This is a genomic window from Acinetobacter vivianii (genome assembly GCF_014635885.1).
GTDB classification, from domain to species: Bacteria; Pseudomonadota; Gammaproteobacteria; order Pseudomonadales; family Moraxellaceae; genus Acinetobacter; species Acinetobacter vivianii.
Genome location: NZ_BMDR01000001.1, coordinates 629,670 through 649,433, shown reverse-complemented (window position 1 = coordinate 649,433; position 19,764 = coordinate 629,670). Strand labels below are relative to the sequence as shown.

Here is a 19,764-nt window from a genome sequence, read left to right as displayed (position 1 = left end):
CATGAAATTTAAACGTTCTCAAGTTGAAGATATTCATATTAATTTGACACCAATGATTGACTGTATGTTATTTATTTTGGTGTTTTTATTATTATCCACGACTTTTAGTCAACAAAGTCGTATAAATCTGACACTGCCCGATGCACAAGGGGTTCCGCCTAAACAGTTCGATCACAAAATTGAAATCATGGTAGACTCCACAGGGCATTATGCTGTGAATGGTCAGGCTTTATCCAGTAAAGATATTGCCGATTTAAGTACTGCGATCAAGCAGGTTGCTCAAGATCGTCGCGATTTGATGTTTATTATTGCTGCTGATGCGAAAGCCACTCATCAAGATGTGATTCGGGTGATGGATGTGGCAGGCCAGCTTGGCTTTATGAACGTCAATATCAGCACTAAAGTTCCAACTAGAGGTTTTACTGAGTGAATCAAGATTTTAAGGTTTATGTCCGCTTAATATCGTATTTAAAATCTTATTGGGGCGTTGCCTTATTTGTCTTGCTTGGTTTTGGTATCAACGCTGCCACAGAAGTTTCTGTGGCAAAGTTGCTTAAATACATTATCGATGCAATTCAAAGTGGTAGTCGTGAGAATCTGGACTGGTTTCCTGCACTCATCGTCTTGTTAATGTTCTTCCGTGGCGTAGGTTTATTCCTCGGTGGATATTTCTCAGCGGTGATTTCGCGGAGTCTGGTATTCAGTATTCGTCAGGAAGTGTATGCAAAACTTTTAAGACTGCCAGCTCAGTATTATCTTGATAACAGTGCGGGTCATATCAGCGCGAAGCTGATGTATAACGTTGAACAGCTCACGGCGGCATCCTCTGAGTCTTTACAGACTTTGATTAAAGATGGTTTGATTGTTATTGGTTTGTTGAGTTATCTACTTTATACCAATTGGCGTTTAACCCTGTGTATCGTTGTTTTCATGCCGTTTATTGGTATTTTGGTCAGAATCGCATCGAAGAAGATGCGTAAGCTCTCGATTCAAGTACAAAATACAATGGGTGATGTGAACCATGTGGTACAAGAAACCATTACAGCAAACTCGGTTGTGAAAAGCTTTACTGGCGAAGAGTTTGAACAGAAGCGCTTTTATAAGTCTTCTGAAGAAAACTTACGTCGTGGTTTGAAAATGGTTGTGGTGCAAAATATCAATAGCCCAATCATTCAGCTTTTGTTGTCGATGGCAATGGCAATCATCCTTTGGTTAGCCCTACGTCCGCAAGTGTTTGGCGATACCTCTGCGGGTGAGTTCATTTCATTCATTACTGCTGCTGGTTTAATTTCTAAACCTGTAAAGAATTTGACTGATATCAATGAAAAACTGCAACGCGGTTTGGCTGCAGCACACTCAGTATTTGAGTTATTAGATTTACCAGAAGAAGTCAATGATGGTCAGTTGAAACCTGTATTAAAAGGCAATATTCAATTTGATCATGCGAACTTACGTTATGAAGATGGTACACATGCCATTAAAGATTTCTCTTTAACCATCAAAGCAGGACAAACTGTTGCTTTGGTTGGGCGTTCTGGTGCAGGTAAAACCTCATTGGTTAACATGCTGCCACGTTTTCAAGAGTTAAGTGAAGGTCAGATTTATTATGATGGCATTGCTGTCAAAGAAATTGAGCTGGCTTATTTACGCTCTCAAATTGCCACAGTGAATCAGCAAGTTGTACTATTTAACCGTTCAGTACGTGACAATATTGCTTATGGTCAATTACAAGATTCAAGTGATGAGCAGGTAATTGCAGCAGCGAAAGCAGCTTATGCACATGACTTCATCATGAATCTGCCACAAGGCTATGACACGATTCTGGGTGCACAGGGCTTAAACCTTTCCGGTGGTCAGCGTCAACGTATTGCGATTGCCCGTGCAATTCTTAAAGATTCTCCAATCTTGATTTTAGATGAAGCAACCAGTGCGCTGGATAATGAATCTGAATACTTTATCCAACAAGCCTTTGACGAAGCGATGCAAGGTCGTACAACTATTGTGATTGCACACCGTTTATCGACCGTTGAGAATGCAGATCTGATCGTTGTGATGGACAAAGGCCAGATTATTGAGCAGGGTACCCACGCTGAGCTGTTGGCTAAACATGGTATGTATTATCAATTACATCAACGCAATTTTGAGGAAGACTAAGCATGTCGATGGCGCAACGTATTCAGGATGCTTGGAATGAACAGGCTTCATGGTTGGTGGTGTTGCGCCCACTGTCATGGTTGTACCGATTGGGCTTTTGTACCAATCAGGCACTTTATAAAAATGGTCTAAAAAAAGTCTATAAAGCACCAGTCCCGGTCATGGTGATTGGTAATATTACGGTCGGTGGTAGCGGTAAAACGCCTTTGTTGATCCAGTTGGTCAAATACTTGCAACAGCAGGGCGTTCGGGTGGGTGTGATCAGCCGTGGTTATGGGGCCGAAGGGCCTTTTCCGCTCTTGGTTACTCAATCCTCCGAGCCTGATGCTGCTGGTGATGAACCTTGTCTTATTGTGCAGTCGACACAAGTTCCGATGGCTGTTGGCCCAAATCGTCAGGCGGCAATCGAGCTGTTACTGCAAAATCAACAACTTGATCTGATTATTAGTGATGATGGTTTACAGCATTGGGCCTTGGCACGCGAAATTGAATGGATTGTACTGGATCAAAATCGTGGTTTGGGTAATGAGAAATTATTGCCAGAAGGTTATTTAAGAGAACCTAAATCACGCCTAAACCACAGTACAGTGATTGAACATACCAAAGTTGCTCAGCCTAAGCAGAACATGCATCTAGAAGTAGGTCAGCCTTATTTATTAAATGCCAATCTGGATACGCCTTGGTTTGATCCAAAGCAGTATTTTAATGCGGTGGTGGGCATCGGTTTCCCACAGCGTTTTTACCAGACCTTGAGCAAGCTCGAAGTTGATCAATATCAAGCGCATGAATTTCCAGATCATCATGATTATGAAATTGCTGATTTAAGTTTTGATAATCCAGATGCAATCATTACCACGGAAAAAGATGCCGTAAAATTCAAGGCATTATTAAAGCAACATCCTGAATTTAATATTCCGATCTGGGTGGTACCCGTCGAAGCAGTATTATCACCTGACTGTTATGTGTTGTTAAAACAGCAATTGAAACAGGTCGGGATTCAACTTTCTTAGAGATCTATCATGAAGCATATTGTTATTCCTGCTCGTTTTGCGAGCTCTCGTTTGCCAGGAAAACCATTACTCCTTATTCATGGTCGACCGATGATTTTGCGGGTGGTAGATCAGGCAAAAAAAGTTGCTGGTTTTGATGATTTGTGTGTTGCAACAGATGATCCTCGTATTGCCGAGGTTTGTCAGGCAGAAGGTGTGGATGTGGTTTTAACCAATCCTCAGCATCCATCTGGTACGGATCGTTTAAGCGAAGTTGCTCGTATCAAAGGTTGGTCAGCAGACGATGTGATTGTGAACGTACAAGGTGATGAGCCTTTATTGCCTGCTCAACTGGTACAACAGGTCACACAGCTTTTGATTGATAATCCACAATGCTCAATGTCTACTTTGTGCGAGCCGATCCATCAGTTAGATGAATTTCAACGTGACAGCATTGTGAAAGTGGTGATGAGCAATCGTAATGAAGCGCTTTATTTTAGTCGTGCGACCATTCCTTATGATCGTGATGGCGCAAAACAAGCTGTACCAACGCTACACACACAGGCTTTCCGTCATTTAGGTCTATATGCTTACCGTGTGAAATTATTGCAAGAATACGTGACTTGGGAACAGGGCAATCTGGAGAAACTGGAAAGCCTAGAGCAATTACGTGTTTTGGAAAATGGTCATCGCATTGCGATTGATGTTGCAGAAGCGAACTTACCCCCAGGCGTGGATACACAGGCGGATTTAGATCGTCTCAATACAATGCCTGTGAGTGCATTTGAATAAGATTATGGTCGATACTCAAACGAAAACACTATATCCCTGGCATGCACAGACTTGGGAACTTCTCAGTACGCGATTTCCACATCTGGGACATGGGCTATTATTTTATGGCAAAAAAGGCTGCGCCAAAAAAGAGTTTGCTGAACGTTTTGTTGCCTGGGTGCTTTGTTTAAATAAACAGGCACAAGCTGCTTGTGGAGAATGTACAAGTTGCCAATGGCTAAAATCGGATACACATCCTAATTATGTGCATATCACGACAGACGAAGAAAATAAAAAACAAAACGCAAAAATCAAGATCGAGAAAATACGTGACTTACTGCCATTTGTTCAACAAACAGGTGAAGGCTGGCGTGTTGTGGTCATCGAGCCTGCGGAAGCATTAAACACAGCCTCTGCAAATGCTTTGTTGAAAACGCTAGAAGAACCGGGTGAGCGAGTCGTATTGATTTTACTTGCTGATCATTATTTGAAATTACCCGCTACCATTCGCAGTCGATTACAGCATTTTGCGTTAGATCGTTTAACGCTTGAGGATGCGCAGACTTTTGTCAAACAGCAAATTCCAGAAATTTCATCAAGCCAAGTGTCACTATTGCTGAATCTTGCCAATGATATGCCGCTAACGGCGATTGAAATTGAAAAAAGTGAATGGTTGCAGAAACGCGCTATTTTCCTTACTGACTGGTTGAAGTTGGTGGCAGAAAAAAATATGCCTTTGAACTATTCAAACAAATGGTCTAAAGAGCTTAATTTTTCAGAATTTATGACCATGTTTGAGTATCTGCTGGGTGATTTGGTGAGTTTGAAACTCAATCAGGCGCTTAAAAATGATGATCTGGATTTTAGTCGTTTGGTCGAGTGTTATAACCTTGAGCAGCTATTTGGAATCTATTCTGATTTGCAGCAGAAAAAACGAATGGTTGAGCAGAATGTTCAAACCCAACTGGTGATGGATGAGTTATTTATTCAGTTGATGAATGTGGCTTAATATACTTTAAGCAGCTGTGCTGACTGATTATTCCAATAAAACAGGTGAATGAACTGGACTGAAAAATAAGTTCATCACCTTGTTTTATATTATTTATGTAAAAATTGTATCTAAAGTGTACATAGCTCTTTAATCCTTGATCAAAAAAGAATATAAAATGTGAAACACTTCACAATAATATTAAAAAATAAGGAATATCGAGATGAAAATTAAATCTATCGCGATTGCGTTGTCATTTGTAATTTTACCCAGCATGGCAATGGCTGAACCGAAGTTTATTTCAAATATTAATGGATCATCTTTTCAGATTAATGCGTCTAATGCGGGTTCACAAGCTTACGAATGTGTATATAGCTACTCTTTTAATCATGTCCGTGGTGCTGGTGCAAATCAGTTCAGTGGTAAATTTTATATTGAAGCTGGGGCCAACAACATTTCTGTCATTGCCAGAAATACCGATCAAGCGATTAGTAAATTAGACTTTGATTATAAATGTACTGAAAAATAAAAAACTTTATTTTTATCATTGTTAAAAAGCCGCTCACAAGAGCGGTTTTTTTCTAAATCACATCTATATTTTTCTTGTCATTTCTTTCAAGCTGTCATCTGTTGTAAAACTATGGCACGTATTATTCGAAAAAGTGATAAATAAGCTGCTTTTTTAAATGCCCTAAATTGTATTTAGCCTAAACATCATTTGTTGTTTGCAGGATTGTTTTCTATAATTCAGTCATATAAGACGTATAGATATTAAATGAACGATCACGAAAGATAAGGCTATAAATCAGATGGAAACATTCGGATGTTTTATACGTCGAAAGTAGACGTTCTAGATTTTGATGTTTCAATATTGAACAGGGGAAAGTTATGCAACCACAAATGATGGGCGGAATTATACAGGTCAACATTCCAGACAAAGTGACCTTACAATCAAGTTATATGCCTTTTGTACAAGGCGGCGGTTTATTTGTGCCAACTAAACAAGCGGTGAAAATGGGACAGGAAGTTTTTGTGCTGGCAACTCTTCCTGAACAATCCCAAAAGATTCCATTGACTGGAAAAGTGATCTGGATTTCTCATAAACAGACGCATTTTAAGCCACAAGGTTTTGCAATACAGCTTGTTGGTGAAAAAGGCGTGTATTATAAAAATGAAGCTGAGAAATTGCTGGCCGGATCCAAAGGTCTGGATCGTCCAAGTTATACCATGTAGTTATGAAATAAATAGGATAGAAGAGTGTTTGTTGATACGCATTGCCATTTAACCATGTTGGATCTAAGCCCTTATCAAGGCGACTTGGATCAGGCACTTGAGCAAGCTCGTCTTGCGGGTGTTTCGAAATTCATGGGCATTTCGGTTGATCTTGAAGATCATATAAAATTGGCAGAAATCGCATCCCGACACGATGATGTTGGGTATTCTGTCGGTGTTCATCCATGTGAAGATGAACAGGTGATGGCGCGTGCGACAACAGACTATCTCGTTAATCTTGCTCAATCCGATAAAGTATGGGCTTTGGGTGAAACGGGGCTGGATTATTATCACAGTACAGATTTCGTCGAGGAACAAAAGCGTTGCTTTGCCCGACATATTGAAGCTTCAAAAATCGTGAAAAAACCTGTGGTTGTGCACACCCGTGCAGCCAAGCACGATACCATTGATATTATTCGTGCAGAGCAGTCTACCCATGGTATTTTGCATTGTTTTACCGAAGATTGGGAAACAGCAAAAGCCGTTTTGGATTGTGGTTACTATATTTCTTTTTCTGGGATTGTTTCTTTTAAAAATGCTCAGGATTTACGGGATGTGGCAAAGCAAGTGCCGCTTGATCGTCTTTTGATAGAAACAGATAGTCCCTATTTAGCGCCAGTGCCTTATCGCGGTAAAAGCAATGAACCGAAATATGTTCCTTTTGTAGCAAAAGCCTTAAGTGATGTATATGATAAATCGGTTGAAGAGATTGGCATGATTACAACACAAAATTTTGAAAATCTCTTAAATTTGAAATAAACGGTTTTGTTGTATTAGGAAAGAGAGTTATTACGTGAAAATGGATCGTCAAGCTCAGTTTAGAGCACGAGAAGTATTAATTTTTCAAATCGCGGAGCAACTCCTGTTAGAAAATGGTGAAGCAGGCATGACGCTGGATGCGTTGGCAGCTGAGCTGGATCTTGCTAAAGGTACGTTATATAAGCATTTTCAAAGTAAAGATGAGTTGTATATGTTGCTGATTATTCGTAATGAGCGCATGTTGTTGGAAATGATTCAGGATACTGAAAAGGCATTTCCTGAACATTTGGCTTTCTTTATGTTGCACCATTTGCATCATCCTGAGCGTACGGCCTTATTCCATCAGATAGAAGAGCGGCTTTCGACCACTGGACAGGGTATCCAATTACTGTTCAGTGAGCTATATAAGGTGCGTAGACAGCGTTTGCGTATCATTATTCGAATGACGGAAAGTTATTTGCTGGGTATTAACAGTACCATGACAACGCGGGATTACCTTGCTTCGATCTGGTCTTTGACCTATGGTGCAGCCGTTATCCTGAATTCGAGTTTCTATCAGCGTTATCTGGGTTCTCGAGATACTTTACGTGTCGCTTATATTGAGCAGGCTTTGGCATTACCGAAGCTGGTTGAAACTGCGCTTGCATAGTTGAAATGATAATGAGATCACCAAAGCATTCACAAAAGGCTTTTACCCTGATTGAGGTGATGGTGGTGATCGTTATTATGACGATTATGGCATCTCTTGTGGTTTTGAATATTGGTGGTGTTGATCAACGCCGCGCCATGCAAGCCCGAGAGATGTTTATTCTTGATCTGAAAAAAATTAATAAAGAAGCCACTGATCAGGCAAAAGTTTTTGCGTTAAATACTCAAAATGCTACGGATGTTGCACCTTTCAGTTATAACCTCTATGAATATCATGACCAGAGTCTTGAACAGATTCAGCAGGTTGACCGCACTTGGCAACTGTATAAAGAGTTTAAGACGCGTCAATTACCCAATAATGTGTCTTTGAGTATACAAAGTTTAGATACAGCAAATTATAACAAAGCAAAAAATGAAGATTTACTGGGCGGTAAGGCTCCTCAACTCATCTGGTTTGGAAATGGTGAAGCGAAGCCTGTCCGAATCCAGTTTTATTATGCGCAACAGCCGATTGGACATGAGCTAGAGCTGGATCATTTAGGTAAGGTCAATGAAAATTAAGTCTTTAGTATATTGTCCAGAGAGTGATTCTTCTGTTGCGTTGCGGAAACTATCTATATCACGCATTGCTTCTCCGTCTTCTTGTGAAGCAGAGCTTCTCAGGGTGAAACGTTGTTTCTCTAATCCTGCAACTCGAAGCATAGCTTCTCATCTTTCAGTACGGCCGAAACCTCGCACCTCAAGCATAGCTTCTCATCTTGCGACACGATCGAGCTTTGCTCGATTTAATCGTGTCTCAGGATTTACTCTACTAGAAGTGATGGTTGCGTTGGCGATCTTTGCTGTTGCTGCGATTGCGTTAACCAAGGTAGCGATGCAATATACGCAATCGACATCAAATGCCATTTTAAGAACCAAAGCACAATTTGTGGCCATGAATGAAGTGGCAATGATGGAAATGAATCAAGAATGGCTGGATGGAACACAATCCAAGCAAGTGACCTCTCAAGGTGAAACTTGGCAAATCGATAAAAAAGCACAATCTACAATCAGCCCTAAAATCCAGCGAATTGAACTCCAAGTCAGTTTATTTAATAAAGAACAAGGTAAGGTCGAAGCGGGGATTACCAATCTTGTGTTCTTTAACTATCCTGCCAAAGCTAGAACATAATGAAATATACACGCGCATTTACTCTGGTCGAGTTGTTGGTTGCAATTGCAATCTTTGCAGTACTTTCGATGCTGGGCTGGAAAGTGTTTGACTACCTATTAAAAGTAAAAGACCGTAATGCAGAACATGAATTGCACTTATTTGCTTTGCAGGATGCTTATCAGCAGTTCTTGCGGGATAGTTTGCAGATCATACCTTTGACAGCTAATGATGGACGACAGTTGCAAGCTGCGCTTGTCTTGAATGATCAGCACTTTGCATTCAGCAAGGCTGGTGTTTCTGACCCACTGAAACAAGGTTTGTCGCCTTACGAGCGTATTGAATATCGTTATGATGCTGAACAAAAGAAAGTTTATCGTCTCAAATATTCAAATCTGAATATTCCTAATCGGGTACAACCTGTTTCAAGTACTCTATTGGAAAATGTAGATCAATTTAAAGTGATGGTTTTGAACCCGCAAGAATTGACGCAATGGCCTGAAAATAGTGATCCAAGTAATATCGCTGAACTGAAGAAATTACCGCTTGGAATCAAAGTTCAGTTGACAGTGGCTGGTACAGACTACGAGTGGATTTATAGTCTGCTCAATAATCATTCAGATGCAGGCGGTCAGTAATGTCATGAAAAAACATTCATCTCAACATGGCGTCGCTCTATTAACAATTCTGGTAATGGTAGCTTTGGCGACTATTCTAGCGGCGACTATTGCCAAGCGACAAACCAATACTGCCGAAAACACGGGCTATTTAATGCGTCAAAACCAGTCTCTACTTTATGCAAAAAGTGCAGAGGCATTTTTCTCGGAATTGCTGATACAAGATAGCGATAATGGAGAAAGTATTGACCATTTACAGGAAAACTGGGCAAAACCGATGCCGCCATTTCCTGTAGATGATGGATATGTTTCTGGTCGTTTGGTTGATGAGTCTGGAAAATTTAATCTTAACAATCTGGTGAAAGCCGATGGAACAAAGGTGGATGAAGCCGCGCAACGCTGGTTTGAAAAGCTGCTACAACGGGTAGGTTTGCCTGCTGAATTAAGTCAGGCCGTAATTGACTGGCAAGATGTTGATGATGAAACCACAGGGCCAATGGGGGCTGAAAGCAGTTATTATCAGGGTTTGGATCCTGCTTATCTAACGCCAAATACCAAATTCCACAGTGTGGAAGAGTTGAAACTGGTCAGAGGATTTGAGGGTAAGAATTATGATTTGATTAAACCCTATGTCACAGCATTACCTGAGCAAACGAAGGTTAACATGAATACGGCACCAGCCTTGTTATTGGCCAGTATTGATCCAAAAGTCGATGTAAAAGCGGTTGAACAAGAGCTAAAAGCGAAACAGGCGAATTTGACTTATTTCAATAATATTGAGGATTTATGGCAGCTAAATGCATTTTCTGGGATAGAAGAACAGAATAAATCTGATGCCGCTGATTTGCTGGATAGTAAATCCAACTATTTTACTGCACAAATTGAAGTGGTTTTAAGCGAACGAAAACGTCAATTTACCAGCTCTTTAGCACGTAAGGATAAGCAAGTGACTGTTTATTCAAGAAGTCTTTCACCTTTCCAGTAAATTTCTGGATTGGTTAATCAAATGGTGACAAGGTTTAAAATCAATCCCAATCCATGTTTTTTTGCTTTATAATAAAATTCGTTTGCAGATAAAGATTAGCTTGGTGCATGTTAATTCGTAAATTGTTTAAGTTTGAGAATGCTCATATTGTACGTAACTGTACATCGGATCGTTGTAAGCGTTCGATTCATGGGCATAGTTATAAAGTTGAATTATTATTAAAAGCGTCAAAGCTGGATCATGGGCAAATGGTCTATGATTTCGGCTTACTCAAAGGCGTTATTAAGGAGCTATATGATAGCTTCGATCATGCAATCTGTTTTTGGCAGAAAGATGACCCTGCTTATATTGATGCATGTAAGACTTTCAGTGCGCGCTGGATTTCCTTACCCGTTTCGCCATCGGCAGAACAGTTTTCGCGTATCTTTTTCTATCTCGCTCAGCAAGTGTTAAATTCAACCGTGACCCAAAATGGTGAAGGGGACGTTGAAGTGTATTCAGTGATTGTGCATGAAACAGATACTGGCTATGCACAGAGTTTTCAGGAAGATATTGAAAATACACAAATGGGCGAATTGAGTCTGGAACAGATTGTCTTTTCAGAACAGGTACAGGCTGAATGGAGCGACGTTCAGATGTACGAAAACCTGAAAAAAGGAACAAAATTCCAGAATCCGAATGTAGAGTTACAAGTTAATATTTAAGTATTCTTCACTTAAATAAAAGAATTTATTTCAAGGAATGTTGATGCAACTTACTGAACAGCAACAGGACAAACTTAATAAAGTTCAGTTGGACGAGTCTTGGAAAATCTCATTATCAGAGTTTCTTCTGAGCCCTAAAATGGATAATTTGCGTGAGTTTTTACAACAAGAAAAACTTGCAGAAAGAGTCATCTATCCACCAAGCAAGCAGATCTTTAATGCATTGAATACCACACCATTAAATGCAGTGAAGGTCGTGATTCTGGGGCAGGATCCTTATCATGGTCCAAATCAGGCCAATGGTTTAAGCTTTTCTGTGCAAAGAGGGGTTGCATTACCGCCATCTTTGCGTAATATTTTTCACGAATTAAATACTGATCTGGGTGTTCCTGTTTCTCGTCATGGTGACTTGAGTAAATGGGCTGCACAAGGTGTGTTATTGCTCAACAGTGTACTTACGGTCGCGGCAGGACAGCCAACTTCACATCAAAAACAGGGATGGGAAGACTTTACCGATTCAGTCATTGATGTATTGAATGAGCAGCGCGAACATATTGTGTTTATTTTATGGGGTGCTTATGCGCAGCGTAAAGGACAACGTATCGACCGTAACAAGCACCTTGTTCTAACAGCAGCGCATCCATCACCACTCGCTGCAAACCGTGGTGGTTTTTTTGGCTGTAAAGTATTTTCTAAAACTAATCAATATTTGAAACAACATGGCATTGAGCCTATAGACTGGCAATTGGACGCATAATGACTTCTCCCGATTTAAATAGCTATCATCCTGATTTAGTTATTGAGCATGCAAAAAATGGTTGGCGAATCATTCGTCTTAATCGCCCTAAATCACTGCATGCTTTAGATGAGCCGATTGTAAGTGCTCTGCTTAAAGTATTTGAGCATTTTCATGAAGATGAAAGTGTTAAAGCGATCTGGTTCGATTCGACGACACCAAAAGCATTTTGTGCAGGTGGGGATGTCCGTAAATTACGTCAGCTTGTTATTAATAAAGAAGTTGAAACAGCGAATCAGTTTTTCCAGCAAGAATATGCGCTTGATTTACTCCTACATAATTATGCAAAACCGATTGTTGTCTGGGGTGAAGGCTATGTAATGGGTGGTGGCTTAGGCTTGTTTATGGCAGCACCATTCCGTTTGGTTACTCCATATTCACGTCTGGCAATGCCTGAAATCAATATTGGTCTATATCCCGATGTAGGCGCAAGCCGCTTCCTTGCTGACCGTGGTCAAATCGGTTTATTTACCGGTTTAACTGGCTCAATTATGACCGCAGCGGGCGCATTCAGCGTAGGTTGGGCAACGCATATTTGTGAAGCACAACGCGATAATGTTCTGCAAAAGGTTTTAAATGTCGATTGGAATCATTATCCAGCGGGTGCTTTCCGTGCGATTGATGATACCTTGAATAGCTTACATCGTCCTGTTGCTGCAGGTCCTTTGCAAAACTCAATTGATGTAATTCATAGCGTTTGTCGCGGGCAAAACTTTGAATATGACTATCAATCGATTATTGGCCTCAGTGATGCAAGTAGTGACTGGTTACGTCAGGCAAGTGAGAACCTGCAAAAAGGTTCACCAAGCACTGCAGCAATTACCTGGTTGTTATGGCAATGGGGCAAACAAGGTCATGCATGGGATGAAGTCTTTGCATTAGAAGCCCAAATTTCTGAATGGAAAATCCGTCATCCTGATTTTGTTGAAGGTGTGCGTGCCCGTCTGGTTGATAAAGACTTATCACCTGAATGGAAAGCAACAGAACAGTTAACACTCAAAGGTATCTTGGGCGACTGTGCACCTGTAACCAATATCGAGAGCTGGAATGCGTTGTTGAAGCACTATGGCGTAATTGCTTAAGCTGATATGACTGTAGAAAATCATAATGATGAATACTGGATGCAGCTTGCCTATGAGCAGGCTGCATTAGCGGCATCACAGGGAGAAATTCCTGTCGGTGCCGTTCTTGTTAGCGATGATCAGGTCATTGGTGCAGGATACAATGCACCGATTAAACTTTCAGATCCTACTGCACATGCAGAAATACAGGCTTTACGTGCAGCGTGTCAGTCTTTAAATAACTACCGTTTACCTGAAGATACGACACTGTATGTTACGCTTGAACCTTGCACCATGTGTGTGGGGGCTTTAGTGCATGCACGGGTGAAGCGTGTGGTTTTTGCCACGACTGAGCCAAAAGCGGGCTCTCTGGTCAGTGCCAGACAATTACTCGAAAGTGGTTATTACAATCATAAATTTTTTTTTGAGCAAGGTTGTCTGCAAGCGCAGTGTTCCTTGCAGTTAAGTGATTTTTTCAAACAAAGAAGAAATGAAAAGAAGAAAATCCGTTCGTCAAAAACGTCCTTAAATGATTAAAAATGTCTCATGAGTTATGGCACACTAAGCCTCCAATGTTTTTGGATATAATCAAAAGGCGAAGTTATGCGTAATGCAATCACGATAGAAAAAGAATTCAATGCACCGATCTCTGAGGTTTTTGACTTGTTGTCAAAACACGCAACCTATAACAAGGCATTTGCACCATTACAAGTAGTTCGTGTGAAAGATTCTGCTGATCCAGAACGTCCTGACGGGATTGGTTCAATTCGCCGCATGGGATTTGGTCCGATTAAACCACTTCAGGAAGAAATCACGCTACTGGAAGAGAATAAACGAATTGAGTATAAGTTGATCAATAACCCATTGGTAAAACACCATTTAGGGCAAATTGACTTTAAAGAAATCACACCTTTTGTAACTTTGGTGACTTATAAGATTGAATTTACAGCAAAAGCACCTTTTGTAAGTAAATTAGTTCTTGCACAACTCAAAGCAGCCATTACACTAGGTTTTTCAAAATTAGCCAAATCAGTTGCTTCATAAGAGATGGGAATGACAGTTCATATTATTACGATTGATGGTCCAAGTGGTTCTGGTAAGGGCACATTGGCTGCAAAAATTGCCGCACATTATGGTTTTAATTTATTAGACTCTGGTGCGTTATATCGTTTACTTGGGCTGTCTTTGTTTCAACATGGCTTACTGGATCAGCTGAATACCAAGCTAGAGCAGTGTGTTGAATACGCCACACAGCTTGATATCGAATTTAAATCTACAGAAGCTGCAACACTTGTTTTTCTGGAAGGTGTTGATGTCACCAATACCATTCGCACAGAGCAGGTCGGTGAGTATGCATCTAAAGTGGCAACTGTCCCAGAATTAAGAAAAGCATTATTTGAACGTCAACGTGCATTTATTCAGGCACCGGGCTTGGTAGCTGACGGACGTGATATGGCGACATCGATTTTTCCAGAAGCCCAAGCCAAGATTTATTTAACTGCATCGGCTGAATCTCGTGCAGAGCGTAGAGTAAAACAGTTGCAGGGTATGGGTCTTGATGCTAAAATAAGCGACATTTTATCTAACATACAGGCTAGAGATAAAAGAGATATGGAGCGAACAGTTGCTCCGCTCAAGCCAGCTGAAGACGCGTATGTCATTGATAGTTCTACAATAGGCATCAATGAAGTGTTTCAGTTAATGGTGGACTATATCGATAGCCGTATTCAATAGATAAACCCTTTTATTTTCAGTTGAAGCATTGCTTGATCAGATTTTTTGGACAATGTAACAACTTAACTAAACCGGCCTTGTCTGATCCAAGACCGCGGACTTTATCAGGTATATCATGACCGAATCTTTTGCAGCCCTCTTTGAAGAAAGTGAATTAAACCTCAACGTTGAAAAGGGTGCAGTCATCCAAGGTACTGTTGTTAGTATCGATTCTGACTGGGTTACTGTTGACACTGGCCTTAAATCTGAAGGCGTTGTTGACCGTGCTGAATTTTTAAATGAACAACGTGAACTTGAAGTTCAAGTTGGCGATACTGTTGACGTAGTTGTTGAAGCGCTTGACAACGGTATGGGTCAAACAGTTTTATCACGTGAAAAAGCGAAACGTGCTGAAACTTGGACTAAACTTGAGAAAATCTTTGAAGACGGCGAAATCGTTACTGGTGTTATCTCTGGTAAGGTTAAAGGCGGTTTCACTGTTGACATCGGTCCTGTACGTGCATTCTTACCAGGTTCTTTAGTTGACACTCGTCCTATCCGTGACACAACTCACCTTGAAGGTAAAGAGTTAGAGTTCAAAGTAATCAAACTTGATGCTAAACGTAACAACGTTGTTGTATCTCGTCGTGCAGTTATGGAAGCTGAATCTTCAGCTGACCGTGAAGCATTACTTGCTCAACTTGAAGAAGGTCAAACAGTTACAGGTACGATCAAGAACCTTACTGATTACGGCGCGTTCGTTGATCTTGGCGGTATTGATGGTCTTCTACATATCACAGATATGGCTTGGAAACGTATCAAGCATCCTTCAGAAGTTGTTGAAGTTGGTCAAGAAGTTACAGTTAAAGTACTTAAGTTTGACCGCGAGCGTAACCGCGTATCTTTAGGCCTTAAGCAATTAGGCGAAGATCCATGGTTAGCGATCATGAGCCGTTACCCTAAAGGTTCTATCGTTAAAGCACGTGTAACTAACTTAACTGACTACGGTTGCTTCGCTGAAATCGCTGAAGGCGTTGAAGGCTTAGTACACGTTTCAGAAATGGACCACACTAACAAAAACATCCACCCATCTAAAGTTGTTCAGATCGGTGACGAAGTTGATGTTATGGTTCTTGAAGTTGACGAAGAACGTCGTCGTATTTCATTGGGTATCAAACAAACTCGTGCTAACCCATGGGAAGAGTTTGCTAAAGCAAATGAAAAAGGCGAAAAAGTTTCTGGTACGATCAAGTCAATCACTGACTTCGGTATCTTCATCGGTTTATCTGGCGGTATCGACGGTTTAGTACACTTGTCTGATATTTCTTGGAACGAACAAGGCGAAGAAGCAATTCGTCGTTACAAGAAAGGTGACACAGTTGAAGCAGTTATCTTATCTGTTGACGCTGAAGGCAACCGTATCAGCCTTGGTATCAAGCAATTAAACAGCGATCCATTCAATGACTTCTTGGCTGCGAATGAGCGCGGTGCTTTAGTTAAAGGTACTGTAACTGCTGTTGATGCTAAAGGTGCTACAGTTAAATTAGCTGATGACATCGAAGCAACACTTAAAGCTTCTGAAATCAACCGTGACCGCGTTGAAGATGCGACTAAATTCTTAGAAGTTGGTCAAGAAGTTGAAGCTAAGATCATCAACGTTGATCGCAAATCTCGCTCTATTAACTTGTCTATCAAAGCGAAAGACGAAGCTGAAGAGAAAGAAGCTGTGAACAATGCTCGCCAAGCTGCTGCAACTCAAGCTGCAGAAAGCAATGGTCCTAAGACTATTGGTGACTTAATTAAAGCTCAAATGAAGTAATTTGTTAAAAAGTACGTTTCTTGTAACAGAGACGTACTTTTTTATACAAAAATACTGTAAACGGTAGCGTAGTAATCATGTACTGCGCTACCGTTTTGTATTTAAACAGGTTATTATTAAAAACATTGGAAAGTAGCGATAATTAAAGAGGTCATCAATGACTACTGAAGCACTTAATAAATCTGATTTAATTGAACGGATTGCTCTTAAAAACCCACACTTGGCTGAACCTTTAGTTGAAGATGCAGTTAAGATCATGATTGATCAAATGATTGAAGCACTTTCAAGCGGTGATCGTATTGAGATTCGTGGTTTTGGTAGTTTTGCATTACATCACCGTGAACCACGTTTAGGTCGTAACCCTAAAACAGGTAAGTCAGTTGATGTTGCAGCGAAAGCAGTTCCACACTTTAAACCTGGTAAGGCACTTCGTGATGCAGTAAACGAATCTGCTGAATAAGTATTGAGGTCTTTATGCGTTATGTCTTAATTGCATTACTCGTTGCCATTTTTGGTTATTCACTTGCTTTGGTACTTCAAAACCCGGCTGAGCTACAAGTAGACTTGTTATTTACTCAAGTTCCAGCGATGCGTTTGGGGTTATTACTTTTATTGACGTTAGTCTTAGGTGTTGTTGTTGGTTTACTTCTAGGCGTACAGGTTTTCCGCGTTTTCCAAACCAGTTGGGAAATTAAGAGATTGCGCAAAGATATTGATCATCTTCGTAAAGAGCAAATTCAACTTGCACAGCAAGCTGCCGCAGAAGCTGCTGCGAGTGTAAGACATGAGAAAACGGTTCTGGATATTAACCCAGAAAGCCAGCCGCGTACTCCGTTATAAATTTTATATTTCAGCCTTATAAAATCTTGATGATTGTATAAGGCCCTTAAAAGCTCTTTATTGGATTAAAGAGCTTTTTTTGTTTTTATGGAAAACCGAAATATCTCAACATGGCGGTAATGAGCATAGCGACTAAAATCACCACAATAAGAGAATATTTTTTCCATGCAAAAATGATCGCAACCGAAACGCCAATAATTTTACTGATGCCACTAAAATGAGTTTCTGTAAAAAGGGTATTAAATACGGCTAAGGTGAACAGCAGAACACAGGCAGAATCAGCCAATAACTGTTTATGATGTTCTTTGATCTCAATGCGATTTGCCAGATAAAAGCCTGAATAACGGATCAGGTACGTCCCTAAAGCAAGTACAACAATGCCTATGAAGATATAACTCTCGCTGTATTTCATTTCGTTTTTCGACCTATCATTAAACCCAGCATGGACACTAAAACAGGAAGTCCTGTTGGAAGTAAGGGAATAGAAGCTAAGGAAAGTGATGTGCCTAGAAATACTCGATTTCGTGTGGTTTTATTCTTGAGCATCGGCAGGATCAAGGCAAAAAGAATGGCTGGAAATGCTGCATCAATACCAAAGACGTAGATATCTGGAATATTTTTGCTGAGCAGATAACCGATGAATACACCGAGCGGCCAAAGTATGCTGATGCCTAGGCCACACATCCAGTAAGCCCATTTTTTCAAATGCGCTTCTTGTTGACTCAGTCCGAACATAACACTTTCATCATTCATGATGTGACAGGCAATAAAGTGATAGACATTTTTCTCAATAAATGTCGCGACCGATAAGCCAAACGGCAGATGACGCAAATTGATGAGTATGCCTGTGAATGCGGCAAATACAGGATTTGCTCCTGTTGCAATCATGCCAATAAAAGTAAATTCAGCTGCACCTGCCAGTACAGTTAAGGACAAAGCGAGAGGAATCCACATGGGCAGGTCAAAACTGGCTGCAACTGATCCAAGAGAAATGCCGACAATTCCTGTTGCGACTGAGATGAGAATGATGGCTTTGATTAAGTTATAGCGTTCTTTATCTTGCATCTTTATTTTCTATATCAAACGACCGTACTATATAATAGATTAATTTTATATCGTTCGTCAAAACGAACAGTCGTTTTTTATGGTGATTTATGGCATTGCCCATTGAAATTGTTGCAAAGGGTTTGCAAAGAGAGAGACAAAAAGCAGGGCTGTCATTGGCAGAAGTCGCGCGTCGGGCGGGTATAGCCAAATCAACCTTGTCGCAATTGGAAGCTGCACAAGGAAATCCTAGTCTAGAAACATTATGGGCCTTGTGTGTGGCTTTGGACATTCCATTTGCAAAGTTAATGGAAAGCAATATTGCACAAACTCAGGTCATTCGTTTTGGCGAAGGGCCATCTGTTTCCTCTGAAATTGCCCATTATCAAGCGATCCTATTGGCCAATTGTCCTACGGGCGCCAGACGTGATGTATATATGCTCACCACACAGCCTGGTGAACCACGTTGCAGTCAGCCGCATCCGATTGGCAGTATTGAGCATATTGTGATTATGAAAGGTCAGGCCAGAGTAGGCTTAATTTCCGAGCCAGTTTTGCTGAATGAAGGGGATTACATTTGTTATCCTGCCGATCAGCCCCATATTTTTGAGGCTTTGCAAGACGATACCAGAGCAATTCTTATTTCCGAGCAGAGATAAGGGTTATTTCCGTATGATCGAAAAGCTTTTTTGCATTATGGGTGATTTCTTGCTTTGTTCATGCTGTGAATCACTTTATAATTAACTGATTTTTATGTGATGGAACTAGATTCGTGAGTATTATTGTTGCCCTAGACGCAAAAAGCCAATATGACGCCTTAACAATTGTTGATCAGCTTGATCCGTCACTTTGCCGTGTGAAAGTTGGCAAAGAGCTTTTTACTCATGAAGGTCCATCAATTGTGAAAAACTTGCAAAACAAAGGTTTTGAAGTTTTTCTTGATCTAAAGTTCCATGATATCCCGAACACTACCGCTCAAGCAGTATGTGCTGCTGCCGACTTAGGGGTATGGATGGTGAATGTGCATGCTTCAGGTGGCCGTAAGATGATGGAAACTTGCGTTGAACGATTGAAGGCTGGCAACTATCAAACTCAGTTGATTGCAGTGACTGTGTTAACGTCAATGGGACGTGAAGATTTGCGTGATATCGGTCTGGATATCGAACCAGTTGAACAAGTGAAGCGTTTAGCAAAACTCACTCAGGAAAGCGGGCTGGATGGTGTGGTGTGTTCAGCACAAGAAGCCAAGATCCTTCGTGATATGTTAGGTCAACAGTTTGCATTGGTGACACCGGGTATTCGTCCAGAGGGTTCAAATGCAGATGACCAAAAACGTATTGTTACCCCAAAACAGGCCATGCTTGATGGTTCAACGCATTTAGTAATTGGTCGTCCAATTACTAAAGCGGAAAAACCGACTGAGATGTTGAAATCAATTTTGGCTTCGATTTAAT

The 19,764-nt window shown here is 40.7% G+C and carries 26 protein-coding genes; 24 read left to right on the top strand and 2 right to left on the bottom strand.

The window, feature by feature from the left end:
• Position 1 precedes the first annotated feature (1 nt).
• The 22 genes from IEV36_RS03110 (at position 2) to IEV36_RS03005 (ending at position 17,266) form a co-directional block, all read left to right on the top strand.
• Positions 2-430, top strand: coding sequence for an ExbD/TolR family protein (locus IEV36_RS03110; RefSeq protein ID WP_005257922.1), 429 nt, complete (start codon positions 2-4; stop codon positions 428-430).
• Complete coding sequence (gene msbA, locus IEV36_RS03105; RefSeq protein WP_005257920.1) at positions 427-2,154, top strand: lipid A export permease/ATP-binding protein MsbA; 1,728 nt, start codon at positions 427-429, stop codon at positions 2,152-2,154. Before IEV36_RS03110 ends, msbA begins: the two co-directional genes overlap by 4 nt.
• Positions 2,155-2,156: 2 nt before the next feature.
• Complete coding sequence (gene lpxK, locus IEV36_RS03100) at positions 2,157-3,164, top strand: tetraacyldisaccharide 4'-kinase (RefSeq protein ID WP_005257918.1); 1,008 nt, start codon at positions 2,157-2,159, stop codon at positions 3,162-3,164.
• Between the two features lie 9 nt (positions 3,165-3,173).
• Positions 3,174-3,935: a 3-deoxy-manno-octulosonate cytidylyltransferase gene (gene kdsB, locus IEV36_RS03095; RefSeq protein ID WP_005257916.1), complete on the top strand. Its 762-nt coding sequence runs from the start codon at positions 3,174-3,176 to the stop codon at positions 3,933-3,935.
• A gap of 4 nt (positions 3,936-3,939) precedes the next feature.
• Positions 3,940-4,923 carry a DNA polymerase III delta subunit-related protein gene (locus tag IEV36_RS03090; protein ID WP_005257914.1) on the top strand — a complete coding sequence of 328 codons (984 nt, stop codon included), beginning with the start codon at positions 3,940-3,942 and terminating at the stop codon, positions 4,921-4,923.
• A gap of 202 nt (positions 4,924-5,125) precedes the next feature.
• Positions 5,126-5,431, top strand: coding sequence for a hypothetical protein (locus IEV36_RS03085; RefSeq protein ID WP_004772520.1), 306 nt, complete (start codon positions 5,126-5,128; stop codon positions 5,429-5,431).
• A 359-nt stretch (positions 5,432-5,790) separates the two neighbouring features.
• Complete coding sequence (locus IEV36_RS03080; RefSeq protein WP_005257911.1) at positions 5,791-6,135, top strand: PilZ domain-containing protein; 345 nt, start codon at positions 5,791-5,793, stop codon at positions 6,133-6,135.
• 24 nt (positions 6,136-6,159) lie between these two features.
• The gene (locus tag IEV36_RS03075; protein WP_005257909.1) at positions 6,160-6,933 is read left to right on the top strand and encodes a TatD family hydrolase; all 774 of its coding nucleotides are present in this window, start codon (positions 6,160-6,162) and stop codon (positions 6,931-6,933) included.
• A gap of 40 nt (positions 6,934-6,973) precedes the next feature.
• The gene (locus IEV36_RS03070) at positions 6,974-7,582 is read left to right on the top strand and encodes a TetR/AcrR family transcriptional regulator (protein WP_004772516.1); all 609 of its coding nucleotides are present in this window, start codon (positions 6,974-6,976) and stop codon (positions 7,580-7,582) included.
• Positions 7,583-7,593: 11 nt separating this feature from the next.
• Complete coding sequence (locus IEV36_RS03065; protein WP_032863922.1) at positions 7,594-8,142, top strand: pilus assembly FimT family protein; 549 nt, start codon at positions 7,594-7,596, stop codon at positions 8,140-8,142.
• Positions 8,132-8,752: a type II secretion system minor pseudopilin GspI gene (gene gspI, locus IEV36_RS03060; protein ID WP_005257903.1), complete on the top strand. Its 621-nt coding sequence runs from the start codon at positions 8,132-8,134 to the stop codon at positions 8,750-8,752. Before IEV36_RS03065 ends, gspI begins: the two co-directional genes overlap by 11 nt.
• The gene (gene gspJ / locus IEV36_RS03055) at positions 8,752-9,369 is read left to right on the top strand and encodes a type II secretion system minor pseudopilin GspJ (RefSeq protein ID WP_005257901.1); all 618 of its coding nucleotides are present in this window, start codon (positions 8,752-8,754) and stop codon (positions 9,367-9,369) included. The genes gspI and gspJ overlap by 1 nt, the downstream gene beginning before the upstream one ends.
• A gap of 4 nt (positions 9,370-9,373) precedes the next feature.
• A complete protein-coding gene (gene gspK / locus IEV36_RS03050) occupies positions 9,374-10,333 on the top strand; it encodes a type II secretion system minor pseudopilin GspK (RefSeq protein ID WP_032864051.1) in 960 nt (319 codons plus the stop codon).
• Positions 10,334-10,440: 107 nt separating this feature from the next.
• Positions 10,441-11,037, top strand: a complete 597-nt coding sequence (locus tag IEV36_RS03045) for a 6-pyruvoyl trahydropterin synthase family protein (RefSeq protein WP_004772509.1) — start codon at positions 10,441-10,443, stop codon at positions 11,035-11,037.
• A gap of 43 nt (positions 11,038-11,080) precedes the next feature.
• Positions 11,081-11,794, top strand: a complete 714-nt coding sequence (gene ung, locus IEV36_RS03040) for a uracil-DNA glycosylase (RefSeq protein WP_005257897.1) — start codon at positions 11,081-11,083, stop codon at positions 11,792-11,794.
• Positions 11,791-12,915: an enoyl-CoA hydratase/isomerase family protein gene (locus tag IEV36_RS03035; RefSeq protein WP_171067027.1), complete on the top strand. Its 1,125-nt coding sequence runs from the start codon at positions 11,791-11,793 to the stop codon at positions 12,913-12,915. Before ung ends, IEV36_RS03035 begins: the two co-directional genes overlap by 4 nt.
• Positions 12,916-12,921: 6 nt before the next feature.
• Entirely contained in the window at positions 12,922-13,431 is a 510-nt protein-coding gene (tadA, locus tag IEV36_RS03030; RefSeq protein ID WP_005257895.1) for a tRNA adenosine(34) deaminase TadA, read from the top strand.
• Positions 13,432-13,497: 66 nt separating this feature from the next.
• On the top strand, positions 13,498-13,938 hold the full coding sequence (locus tag IEV36_RS03025; protein ID WP_004772501.1) for an SRPBCC family protein: 441 nt from the start codon (positions 13,498-13,500) through the stop codon (positions 13,936-13,938).
• A 9-nt stretch (positions 13,939-13,947) separates the two neighbouring features.
• Positions 13,948-14,628, top strand: coding sequence for a (d)CMP kinase (gene cmk / locus IEV36_RS03020; RefSeq protein WP_005257893.1), 681 nt, complete (start codon positions 13,948-13,950; stop codon positions 14,626-14,628).
• 115 nt (positions 14,629-14,743) lie between these two features.
• Positions 14,744-16,426: a 30S ribosomal protein S1 gene (rpsA, locus tag IEV36_RS03015; RefSeq protein ID WP_004772497.1), complete on the top strand. Its 1,683-nt coding sequence runs from the start codon at positions 14,744-14,746 to the stop codon at positions 16,424-16,426.
• A 157-nt stretch (positions 16,427-16,583) separates the two neighbouring features.
• Positions 16,584-16,886 carry an integration host factor subunit beta gene (locus IEV36_RS03010; RefSeq protein WP_004653854.1) on the top strand — a complete coding sequence of 101 codons (303 nt, stop codon included), beginning with the start codon at positions 16,584-16,586 and terminating at the stop codon, positions 16,884-16,886.
• A gap of 14 nt (positions 16,887-16,900) precedes the next feature.
• Positions 16,901-17,266: a lipopolysaccharide assembly protein LapA domain-containing protein gene (locus IEV36_RS03005; RefSeq protein ID WP_004772496.1), complete on the top strand. Its 366-nt coding sequence runs from the start codon at positions 16,901-16,903 to the stop codon at positions 17,264-17,266.
• 85 nt (positions 17,267-17,351) lie between these two features.
• On the opposite strand, the gene IEV36_RS03000 is transcribed toward IEV36_RS03005, so the two are convergent.
• Complete coding sequence (locus tag IEV36_RS03000; protein ID WP_004772494.1) at positions 17,352-17,678, bottom strand: AzlD domain-containing protein; 327 nt, start codon at positions 17,676-17,678, stop codon at positions 17,352-17,354.
• Complete coding sequence (locus IEV36_RS02995) at positions 17,675-18,331, bottom strand: AzlC family ABC transporter permease (protein WP_005257890.1); 657 nt, start codon at positions 18,329-18,331, stop codon at positions 17,675-17,677. Before IEV36_RS02995 ends, IEV36_RS03000 begins: the two co-directional genes overlap by 4 nt.
• A gap of 89 nt (positions 18,332-18,420) precedes the next feature.
• On the opposite strand from IEV36_RS02995, the gene IEV36_RS02990 reads away from it, so the two are divergent.
• Together IEV36_RS02990 and pyrF are read left to right on the top strand one after the other, a co-directional pair.
• Positions 18,421-18,969: a helix-turn-helix domain-containing protein gene (locus IEV36_RS02990; protein WP_004772490.1), complete on the top strand. Its 549-nt coding sequence runs from the start codon at positions 18,421-18,423 to the stop codon at positions 18,967-18,969.
• Between the two features lie 113 nt (positions 18,970-19,082).
• Positions 19,083-19,763, top strand: a complete 681-nt coding sequence (pyrF, locus tag IEV36_RS02985; RefSeq protein WP_005257888.1) for an orotidine-5'-phosphate decarboxylase — start codon at positions 19,083-19,085, stop codon at positions 19,761-19,763.
• The last annotated feature ends 1 nt before the right edge of the window (position 19,764 follow it).

Excerpts from the sequence above, each read along its gene's own strand:
- IEV36_RS03110 (WP_005257922.1), top strand. The coding sequence starts at position 2 with ATGAAATTTAAACGTTCTCAAGTTGAAGATATTCATATTAATTTGACA.
- lpxK (WP_005257918.1), top strand. The coding sequence starts at position 2,157 with ATGTCGATGGCGCAACGTATTCAGGATGCTTGGAATGAACAGGCTTCA.
- kdsB (WP_005257916.1), top strand. The coding sequence starts at position 3,174 with ATGAAGCATATTGTTATTCCTGCTCGTTTTGCGAGCTCTCGTTTGCCA.
- IEV36_RS03090 (WP_005257914.1), top strand. The coding sequence starts at position 3,940 with ATGGTCGATACTCAAACGAAAACACTATATCCCTGGCATGCACAGACT.
- IEV36_RS03085 (WP_004772520.1), top strand. The coding sequence starts at position 5,126 with ATGAAAATTAAATCTATCGCGATTGCGTTGTCATTTGTAATTTTACCC.
- IEV36_RS03080 (WP_005257911.1), top strand. The coding sequence starts at position 5,791 with ATGCAACCACAAATGATGGGCGGAATTATACAGGTCAACATTCCAGAC.
- IEV36_RS03070 (WP_004772516.1), top strand. The coding sequence starts at position 6,974 with ATGGATCGTCAAGCTCAGTTTAGAGCACGAGAAGTATTAATTTTTCAA.
- IEV36_RS03065 (WP_032863922.1), top strand. The coding sequence starts at position 7,594 with ATGAGATCACCAAAGCATTCACAAAAGGCTTTTACCCTGATTGAGGTG.
- gspI (WP_005257903.1), top strand. The coding sequence starts at position 8,132 with ATGAAAATTAAGTCTTTAGTATATTGTCCAGAGAGTGATTCTTCTGTT.
- gspJ (WP_005257901.1), top strand. The coding sequence starts at position 8,752 with ATGAAATATACACGCGCATTTACTCTGGTCGAGTTGTTGGTTGCAATT.
- gspK (WP_032864051.1), top strand. The coding sequence starts at position 9,374 with ATGAAAAAACATTCATCTCAACATGGCGTCGCTCTATTAACAATTCTG.
- IEV36_RS03045 (WP_004772509.1), top strand. The coding sequence starts at position 10,441 with ATGTTAATTCGTAAATTGTTTAAGTTTGAGAATGCTCATATTGTACGT.
- ung (WP_005257897.1), top strand. The coding sequence starts at position 11,081 with ATGCAACTTACTGAACAGCAACAGGACAAACTTAATAAAGTTCAGTTG.
- tadA (WP_005257895.1), top strand. The coding sequence starts at position 12,922 with ATGACTGTAGAAAATCATAATGATGAATACTGGATGCAGCTTGCCTAT.
- IEV36_RS03025 (WP_004772501.1), top strand. The coding sequence starts at position 13,498 with ATGCGTAATGCAATCACGATAGAAAAAGAATTCAATGCACCGATCTCT.
- cmk (WP_005257893.1), top strand. The coding sequence starts at position 13,948 with ATGACAGTTCATATTATTACGATTGATGGTCCAAGTGGTTCTGGTAAG.
- rpsA (WP_004772497.1), top strand. The coding sequence starts at position 14,744 with ATGACCGAATCTTTTGCAGCCCTCTTTGAAGAAAGTGAATTAAACCTC.
- IEV36_RS03010 (WP_004653854.1), top strand. The coding sequence starts at position 16,584 with ATGACTACTGAAGCACTTAATAAATCTGATTTAATTGAACGGATTGCT.
- IEV36_RS03005 (WP_004772496.1), top strand. The coding sequence starts at position 16,901 with ATGCGTTATGTCTTAATTGCATTACTCGTTGCCATTTTTGGTTATTCA.
- IEV36_RS03000 (WP_004772494.1), bottom strand. The coding sequence starts at position 17,678 with ATGAAATACAGCGAGAGTTATATCTTCATAGGCATTGTTGTACTTGCT.
- IEV36_RS02995 (WP_005257890.1), bottom strand. The coding sequence starts at position 18,331 with ATGCAAGATAAAGAACGCTATAACTTAATCAAAGCCATCATTCTCATC.
- IEV36_RS02990 (WP_004772490.1), top strand. The coding sequence starts at position 18,421 with ATGGCATTGCCCATTGAAATTGTTGCAAAGGGTTTGCAAAGAGAGAGA.